The sequence below is a fragment of the Arthrobacter sp. NPDC056691 genome (genome assembly GCF_042791415.1).
GTDB lineage: Bacteria > Actinomycetota > Actinomycetes > Actinomycetales > Micrococcaceae > Arthrobacter.
The window spans coordinates 74,718-81,567 of the sequence record NZ_JBHTXX010000031.1; the positions used below are offsets into that span (position 1 = coordinate 74,718).

The following is a 6,850-nucleotide window of genomic DNA, read 5'->3' on the forward strand; positions in this document are numbered from 1 at the left end:
AAGCCTAACCGCTGCGGAACGGAGGGTTGGATATGCTCGGCGGATGAGACTTGCCGGTGGAGCAGCAGTGACGGCGAACGGCCTGACCGGCCGCCTGTACTCATCCAACGCGCCGTCCACGGGCCAGCCGGCCTACGTGCTGCTCCACGGCATCGGCGTCTCGCACCGCTACCTTGCCCGGCTGCACGTCGAACTGGCCCAACGTCCGGAAGGGCAGCACCGGCAGGAGGAGGACGCCGGCGCTGCCGTCTATTCCTTCGACCTGCCGGGTTTCGGCGGCACGCCGCGGCCCGGCCGTCAGGTGACTGTTGGCGAATATGCCAGCTTCGTCGCGGCGGTCCTGGCGGAGCGTGGCGTGGAGTCCTGCATTGTGGTGGGGCACTCCATGGGAGCGCAGTTTGCGGTGGAGCTGGCACTTCAGGCTCCCCGGCTGGTGACCCGCACAGTGCTCATGGGGCCGGTGGTGGATTCCGCCCGCAGGAGCGCTGCCTGGCACGCGCTCGCGCTGACACGGGACGCACTGCTCAGCGAACCGCCGACCACCAACGCCGTGGTCTTCGCCGACTATTTCCGCACCGGCATGCGGTGGTACCTGACGGAACTGCCCGTGATGATGGCGTATCCGCTCGATTCCCGGGTGCGGGGCGTAACCCAGCCGGTACTGGTGCTCCGCGGCGGAAGGGACCCGATCGCACGCCGGCCGTGGTGTACCTATCTCGCGGCGCAGGCACCGGACGGTGCGTTTGCCGAGGTGCGCGGACGCGGGCACGTGGTGCAGGAGACCGCCACCGAAGATGTTGCCCGCATCATCCGGCACTGGGCCGGCACCGCAGCCGAGGGCTCCACGGCGGCAGGCGGTGCCGTGACCTAAACCCTGGCCTGAACCCCAATTTGCCCTATTGCTACGCGGCGTCAGGCGGGTGCGGGCGCCCGGAAACCGGACGCCCGCACCTCCCTAGCAACTACCGGAACTACAGCCCGAGCTCTTCCAAAACGGGCAGCTTCTCCCGGACCCAGGCCCGGGCTTCCACGGCGCTTGGCGCGGACAGGGCCAGCTTGGCCAGCTCCTGGGCCTCCGCCAGCGTGACAGTCTTCAGCACGGCGGCCACCGCTGCCAGCGACCGGGCCGTCATGGACAGGGTGGTGACGCCCAGGCCGGTCAGCACGACGGCGAGGGCAGGGTCCGCCGCGGCCTCGCCGCAAACGCCCACCGGCTTGTTGTGTCCCTCTGCCCTTGAACCTTCCACGGTCAGGCCCACGAGGCGCAGCACGGCGGGCTGCCACGGCGTGTTCAGCCCGGCGAGAGGACCCAGCTGGCGGTCGGCGGCCATGGCGTACTGGGTGAGATCGTTGGTTCCCAGGCTGGCAAACCCCACTTCGCGCAGGATGGTGTCGGCTGTGAGGGCGGCGGAGGGAACCTCCACCATCACACCCGGCGTCTTGATGCCGGCTTCGGCGCACATGGTGGCGAAACGGGCGGCTTCCTCCGCCGTCGAAATCATCGGTGCCATGACCCAAACGTCGGCCTCCGATTCCTTTTCGGCCTTCGCGATCGCCTCCAGCTGCCGGTCCAGGACGCCCGGGGTGGTGAAGTCGGTGCGGTAGCCGCGCACGCCCAGCGCCGGGTTGGGCTCGGTGGAGTCGGTGAGGAAGGGGAGCGGCTTGTCCGCGCCCGCGTCCAGGGTACGAAGCACTACTTTTTTACCGGGGAAGGCATCGAACACGCCCTTGTACGCGGCGGCCTGCTCCTCGACTGAGGGCTCGGTGTCACGTTCCAGGAAGCAGAACTCGGTGCGGAACAGGCCCACGCCCTGGGCGCCGAGCTTGGCCGCGGCCTGGGCATCCTTGGCCCCGCCCACGTTGGCGAGGAGCGGCACCAGGTGGCCGTCCGCCGTCGAACCCGTCCCGCTGAATTCGGCAAGGAGGGACGCCGTGGCGGCCCAGGCCTCGGCGGCTGCGCGCAGTGAGTCGTCCGGGCTGGCCGTGATGGAACCGGCGGCGCCGTCGACGTAAACCTCGGTGCCGTCCGGGAGCTCGTCCACGCCCACCGCGGCCACGACGGCGGGCAGGCCAAGTGAGCGGGCGATGATCGCGGTGTGGGACTGCGGACCGCCGCCGGCGGTCACCAGTGCGAGGACCTTGTTCGGATCGAGGGTGGCGGTGTCGGCAGGGGCCAGATCCTCGGCCACCAGGATGAACGGTTCGTTCGACGACGGGATGCCAGGGGCGGGCACGCCGCGGAGTTCGGCCACGATGCGGGCGCGGACATCCAGGACGTCAGTGGCGCGCTCGGCCATGTAACCGCCGAGGTTGTGCAGCATCTCGGAGACCGAGGCGCCGGATTCCCAGATGGCCCGCTGCCCGGAAACCCCCTTGGCGATCAGCTTGGCGGCACCCTTGATCAGCATGGTGTCTTTGGCCATCAGGGCCGTGGCTTCCAGGACGGCCTTGCCATCACCGGTGGCGTGGTCCGCGCGGGCCTTCAGCTCATCGTGGACGGCTGTCGAGGCAGCCTTCAGCGCCGCCGTCGCCTCCTCGGGCGTGGTTCCGGCGGCCAGCTGCTCGCCGGCCGGAGGTTCGCTGATGGGCTTGGGCATCTGGCGGATCGTGCCGATGATGCGGCCTGGGCTGACGCCTACTCCTGGGAAGTTCTGCACTGAAGGTCCTCGTTCTCTGCCGGTAACCAGGCCCGCCGGAATCTGCCCGGGCGGGAGCCCGGAAGCTCGGAACGGCTACGTCCGATGTGCGTTGCGGTGCCTGAAAAAAATTGTATGTGATTCAGTTCATATAGCGTTGCTATAGGTGCTAGGGTAGCGGTTATGAGTTTCGATGGCCAGCTTCCGCCCAAAATGAGGCTGTTGCGTGCGGCAGCCGAATTGCTGGCCAACTCCGCGGGGGCCGCTGTTTCCACCCGTCAGATCACGCAGCTGGCGGGCGTCACGGCGCCCACCCTCTATCACCACTTCGGTGACAAGGAGGGCCTGTTTGACGCAGTAGTCGCCGCGGGCTTCGAAGAGTATGTGGCGGGCGAGAGGGATTTCGCCCCGTCCGGACAGCCCCTGGTGGATATCCGGCGGATGTGGGACAACCACGTCCAGTTCGGGCTCAAGCAGCCCGAACTTTATCTGGTCATGTTCGGTAACATCCGCCCCGAGAGCCGCCCCGCCATCGTTGCCGATGCGGAGGGTCTCCTGGAGGAAATGCTGAACAAGGCCGCTGCGGCCGGCCAGCTGAACGTCCAGCCACGGGAAGCCGCCAGGAGCATCCTGGCCGCCAACGTGGGCGTGACACTCATGCTGATCGCAGAACCGGCCGCGGAGCGGAACCTGGAGCTGTCCACGATGACCCGGGACGCCATGATCTTTGCGGTGTCCAGGGACCAAGGGCGGGATGCCGGACCGGAGGACTCCGGGAAGTCATCGGTGGTGGTGGCTGCCATTGCGCTGAACGCGGCGTTGCAGGCATCCCACTCGGACCAGCTCACCAGCTCGGAACTCAAGCTTTTTCTCGAATGGCTCCACCGGATCTCCACCAGTTCCACCGGCTAGTCGAAACTATCGGACCATCCTGCGGTGCCGCAGGGACCACGTTAGGAAATCACATGGCAACAGAGACAGTTGCAAAACCCAAAACCAGTGCGCGGGTGCACGTCCAGAGGTTCGGGACGTTCCTGTCCGGCATGATCATGCCCAACATCGGCGCCTTCATCGCCTGGGGGCTCATCACAGCCCTCTTCATCGAGAAGGGCTGGATCCCCGTCCCTGCCCTGGGCGGGTTCGGCACCAACGCGGCGGGCGCACCGAACGTGGGCCTCGTCGGCCCCATGATCACCTACCTGCTGCCGCTGCTGATCGGCTACACCGGCGGCAAGATGGTCTATGACGTGCGGGGTGGCGTCGTTGGCGCCATCGGCACCATGGGCGTGATCGTCGGCGCAGGCATCCCGATGTTCATCGGCGCCATGATCATGGGACCCCTGGGCGGCTGGACCATGAAGCATCTCGACGCGATCTGGCACGGCAAGATCCGCCCGGGCTTCGAGATGCTGGTGAACAACTTCTCCGCCGGCATCTGGGGTGCCCTGCTGGCCATGCTGGGCTTCTACGGCATCTCCCCGCTGGTGACCGCGTTCAGCACGGCCGCCGGCAACTTCGTCCAGTTCCTGGTGAACAACGGCCTGCTTCCGCTGACCTCCATCTTCATCGAACCGGCCAAGGTCCTCTTCCTGAACAACGCCATCAACCACGGCGTGCTGACCCCGCTGGGCATCCAGCAGTCGCTGGCGCAGGGCAAGTCCATCCTCTTCCTGCTGGAGGCCAACCCGGGCCCGGGCCTCGGCATCCTGCTGGCGTACATGTTCTTTGGCCGCGGTGCGGCGAAGGCTTCCGCCCCCGGCGCCGCGATCATCCAGTTCCTCGGCGGCATCCACGAGATCTACTTCCCGTACGTCCTCATGCGCCCACTGCTGATCCTGGCAGCGATCGCCGGCGGCATGACCGGCATCGCCACCCTTGCCGTCACGGGAGCAGGTCTGGTTGCGCCGGCGGCTCCGGGATCAATCTTTGCGGTGTTCGCCCAGACTGCCCGTGACAGCTACCTCGGCGTGGCGCTCTCGGTGCTGCTCGCCGCCACGGTGTCCTTCCTGGTCGCCTCGGTCATCCTGCGGACCACGCGCCACAGTGACGAGGACGACCTCAGCGCGGCCACCAGCCGCATGGAGGAGATGAAGGGCAAGAAGAGCTCCGTCGCCTCCACCCTCACCGGGGCCGACGCCGGAGGCGGAGTGGGCGTCCTGACCGGGCCCATCAAGAACATCGTGTTCGCGTGCGACGCCGGCATGGGCTCCAGTGCCATGGGCGCCTCGGTGCTGCGCAACAAGATCAAGGCCGCCGGGTTCCCGGAGGTCAACGTCACCAACGCGTCCATCGCCAATCTCAAGGACACCTACGACGTTGTGGTCACGCACCAGGACCTGACAGAGCGGGCCAAGCCTGCCACGGCCAGCGCCATGCACGTCTCCGTGGACAACTTCATGAACAGCCCGCGCTATGACGAGATCGTGGAACTGGTCGAGCGCAGCAATACGGAAGGAACGGCGGCTCCCGGCGCCGGGGCGGCCACAGTGGCAGCCCCGGCCGATGCAGCAACTGCCGGCACCACCGCCGAAACCGCCGGTGCCCCCGAAACCGGTGCGGCGCCGTCGGACATCCTGGTGCCGGAGAGTGTGGTCCTGGCCGGATCAGCCTCCACCCGTGATGCCGCGATCGACGAGGCGGGCCAGCTGCTGCTGGCGCGCGGGGCGGTGGACGAGGATTACATCCGCGCCATGCACGAGCGCGAGGAGTCCGTCTCCACGTACATGGGCAGCTTCCTGGCCATCCCGCACGGCACCAACGCCGCCAAGGACCACATCCGGAAGTCGGCTGTCTCGGTGATCCGCTACCCCGAGGGCATCGACTGGAACGGCAAGCAGGTCAAGTTCGTGGTGGGCGTGGCCGGCGTCAACAACGAGCACCTGCACATCCTGTCCTCGATCGCCAAGGTCTTCACGAATAAGGCGCAGGTGGCGCAGCTTGAGGCGGCGACATCTGTGGACGAAGTCCTGGAGCTGTTCGGAAAGGTCAACGCATAGTGAAGGCTGTACATTTTGGGGCCGGCAACATCGGCCGCGGGTTCGTCGGCCTGCTGCTGCACGAGGCCGGGTATGAGGTGGTGTTCGCCGATGTTGCGGACGCGCTGATCTCCCAGCTCGCCGGGGCGGACAACTACAGCGTGCACGAGGTGGGGGAGAACCCCGCCGTGCGCACGGTGGACAACTTCCGGGCGGTGAACTCCGGCACCCAGGAGGCGCAGCTCATCGAGGAAATTGCGACGGCGGATATCGTCACCACTGCTGTGGGGCCGCACATCCTCAAGTTCGTGGCCCCCGCGATCGCCAAGGGAATTGCTGCCCGGGCCGCGCGGCTGGCGCCGCTGCAGGTGATGGCGTGTGAGAACGCCATCAACGCCACGGACATCCTGCGCGAGTCGATCGCCTCGTCCTGGGACGAAGCGGCCGGGTCGCTGGCGGACGCGGCCGTGTTTGCCAACACGGCCGTGGACCGCATTGTGCCCAACCAGGAACCGGGCCAGGGCCTGGACGTGACGGTGGAGACGTTCTACGAATGGGTCATCGACCGCACTCCGTTCGGCGGGGCTGCCCCGGTGATACCGGGCGCCACCTTCGTGGACGAGCTGGGCCCCTACATCGAGCGCAAGCTGTTCACGGTGAATACGGGGCACGCCTCCGCGGCCTACTTCGGTTTTGAAGCCGGGCTGGAGAAGATCTCCGATGCCATGGCCGACGAGGACGTTGCCGCAGACGTGCGCGCCGTGCTGGACGAGACGAAGCAGCTGCTCGTGTCCAAGCACGGCTTCAGCTATGACGAGCAGGAGGCCTACGTCCAGAAGATCCTGGGCCGCTTCACCAACCCGCACCTGCCGGACACGGTGAACCGTGTGGGCCGGGCCCCGCTGCGCAAGCTTAGCCGGCACGAACGGTTCATCGGCCCGGCGGCGGAACTGGCCGAGCGCGGGATTGTCCCCGAAGCGCTGCTCGGGGCCATCGCGGCCGCCCTGCGCTTCAACGACCCCGCCGACGCCGAGGCCGTGGAACTCAGCCAGATCCTGGCTTCGTCCGAGCCGGCCGCCGCTACGGAGCGGATCACCGGGCTGGCGCAGGACCACCCGCTTTTTGCGGCGGTCTGCGGTCTCGTCGAGGAGCGCAAAGCGGAGGACGTCGCCGCCCCGGCCTAGCCTCCCTGCATATGACGAAACGCACGACGCCGGAACTCAAGGTGAGTTCCGGCGT

The 6,850-nt window shown here is 67.4% G+C and carries 5 protein-coding genes; 4 read left to right on the forward strand and 1 reads right to left on the reverse strand.

Features of this window, described 5'->3' with window-relative positions; translation table 11 throughout:
• Positions 1-43: 43 nt before the first annotated feature.
• A complete protein-coding gene (locus ACFRAU_RS20555) occupies positions 44-871 on the forward strand; it encodes an alpha/beta fold hydrolase (RefSeq protein ID WP_378001264.1) in 828 nt (275 codons plus the stop codon).
• Between the two features lie 100 nt (positions 872-971).
• Here ACFRAU_RS20555 and ptsP read toward each other — a convergent pair whose 3' ends face one another.
• Positions 972-2,657 (reverse strand): phosphoenolpyruvate--protein phosphotransferase, encoded by a 1,686-nt coding sequence (gene ptsP, locus ACFRAU_RS20560; protein WP_377995742.1) that lies wholly within the window; start codon positions 2,655-2,657, stop codon positions 972-974.
• Positions 2,658-2,819: 162 nt separating this feature from the next.
• Between ptsP and ACFRAU_RS20565 the strand changes: the two genes are divergently transcribed.
• The 3 genes from ACFRAU_RS20565 to ACFRAU_RS20575 are packed head-to-tail and all read left to right on the forward strand — an operon-like array spanning position 2,820 to position 6,795.
• Complete coding sequence (locus ACFRAU_RS20565; protein WP_377995743.1) at positions 2,820-3,548, forward strand: TetR/AcrR family transcriptional regulator; 729 nt, start codon at positions 2,820-2,822, stop codon at positions 3,546-3,548.
• Positions 3,549-3,601: 53 nt separating this feature from the next.
• A complete protein-coding gene (locus ACFRAU_RS20570; RefSeq protein ID WP_377995744.1) occupies positions 3,602-5,632 on the forward strand; it encodes a PTS mannitol transporter subunit IICBA in 2,031 nt (676 codons plus the stop codon).
• Positions 5,632-6,795, forward strand: coding sequence for a mannitol-1-phosphate 5-dehydrogenase (locus ACFRAU_RS20575; RefSeq protein WP_378001265.1), 1,164 nt, complete (start codon positions 5,632-5,634; stop codon positions 6,793-6,795). The genes ACFRAU_RS20570 and ACFRAU_RS20575 overlap by 1 nt, the downstream gene beginning before the upstream one ends.
• Positions 6,796-6,850: the final 55 nt, after the last annotated feature.

Excerpts from the sequence above, each read along its gene's own strand:
- ACFRAU_RS20555 (WP_378001264.1), top strand. The coding sequence starts at position 44 with ATGAGACTTGCCGGTGGAGCAGCAGTGACGGCGAACGGCCTGACCGGC.
- ACFRAU_RS20565 (WP_377995743.1), top strand. The coding sequence starts at position 2,820 with ATGAGTTTCGATGGCCAGCTTCCGCCCAAAATGAGGCTGTTGCGTGCG.
- ACFRAU_RS20570 (WP_377995744.1), top strand. The coding sequence starts at position 3,602 with ATGGCAACAGAGACAGTTGCAAAACCCAAAACCAGTGCGCGGGTGCAC.